General features: G+C 57.1%; 1 protein-coding gene. It reads right to left on the bottom strand.

The annotated features are described in order from the left end of the window. Nucleotides 1-257 precede the first annotated feature (257 nt). Nucleotides 258-559: transposase (locus HIJ39_RS23360; protein ID WP_169103403.1), on the bottom strand; the 302-nt coding region annotated here is incomplete at its 5' end.

Below are 559 nucleotides of genomic sequence, written 5' to 3'. Positions count from 1 at the left end.
CAGACGCGAATTGGCGTAAGACGAACCAAAGCCGTGGGATCACGTCTTGATGAAACTATGGCACGGGATTCTCCCTGACGTTCTTGGGCGATTCACGCTCCCATGTCTCAACGGGTCTGGCCCTCACATTCCTTCGTCACATCTGGCCCAAGCAGGGAGTTCGACAAACGATCTCGCAACGGGTCACATGCCCTCAAGCGCATTAAGCGCGATACTCCGTGCGTTTGTGAAATCCTACGAATCAGTCGGCATACGGGTTAGGCTTTACGCCGCGGTGGTTCTCCTCGACCTGGCTGGAAGGGTTGGCCAGTGCGGGCCATGGCCACCAAGAGACGCGCCAGTTTGCGGGTCAGCTTCATGATCGACTGCATCGGCGTCAGTCGTTTCCCCTCGACGTTCCGTTTGTGCCATGCCGCAAAGACGGGGTTCGTACCGATTAAGTGCAGGACGGTGAAAAACAAGTGCTTGCGCAACACGGCATTGCCGCGCTTCGCGAGCTTGATGTGGCCTTTGTACTTCCCCGAAGTCCGTTCGGCCAAATTTAAGCCGGCCTTCCGCA

It is taken from the genome of Sulfobacillus harzensis (assembly GCF_012933365.1).
GTDB lineage: Bacteria > Bacillota > Sulfobacillia > Sulfobacillales > Sulfobacillaceae > Sulfobacillus_B > Sulfobacillus_B harzensis.
This window is presented reverse-complemented; position numbering and strand designations above follow the sequence as displayed.